Here is an 846-nt window from a genome sequence, read left to right as displayed (position 1 = left end):
TTTAAAGGTGATACATGATCTATTTAAAGCATCTAGTCTAGATTCAAACAGGTTTCAAAATCTTACTGGCTTGATTAAGCTTCCAACAGTTGATATTCGTCCAAGGTTTGGTCGCGGAATCTTGTTTTCCACATGACTAAGAGCAGCATGGTCACTAGACCGATTGTTTGCAAGCTAGCGATTAAAGATACATCAAAGTTGTATAAACCGTAAGCCATAGCCAAGAAGGTTGGCAGTGATAAGGCATTTAGGATTAAATTGATGGACTCTTTATAAGTTTCAATAGACGTAACCGGGCTCCCCTTGGTCATATAGAACATTAGGGCCGCAATCCCAACTAAGAATAGGTTCATGGCTAGGAATATCAAGCTGATCACACTCGAGAAGATCAAGACCACTAAGACGCGGTTTTGGTCTAACCATTGCTGGCTCAAACTTTCCTGAATACCTGCTTGGTCAAGCCCTGTCAAGTCGAAGTCTTTGGTATAAAGAACCGTTGCCGTTGGCGCCCCAGCTTCCATTAAGACGAATTGATTCTCTTGGAAAATGAGTGCCGTTTTCCCGCTAGCTGCCAGTGTCTCTAGCTGATCGTCTGCTAATCCAAAGGCGACGGTTCCTTCAGCGCTTTCTGAAACCACTGGTTGGCCGATCAGCATTTCTCCATTTTCAAAGGTGACTTGCTGGATCTCGGCTACCACTTGGTCATCTACAAGGGCCATGGCATTGGGATAGTAGTCAGTTACGGGAAACTCGGTCATATTGGCATAGTTTAAGGTTACTGGAACTGTCATCAATCCGTTTAAGAAGAGGATGACCAGCAACATTTGCCACCATTTGAGGTCATGG

The 846-nt window shown here is 44.1% G+C and carries 1 protein-coding gene; it reads right to left on the bottom strand.

Annotated features, from left to right (window positions below; genetic code table 11):
• Positions 1 to 74 precede the first annotated feature (74 nt).
• On the bottom strand, positions 75 to 846 hold a 772-nt coding region (locus tag ACRCJ0_RS16475), incomplete at its 5' end, for a DUF1189 family protein (RefSeq protein ID WP_431391234.1).

This window comes from Aerococcus sp. L_32 (assembly GCF_050689315.1).
The sequence above is the reverse complement of the archived record's forward strand: the minus strand, read 5'-3'. Positions and strand labels throughout refer to the sequence as shown.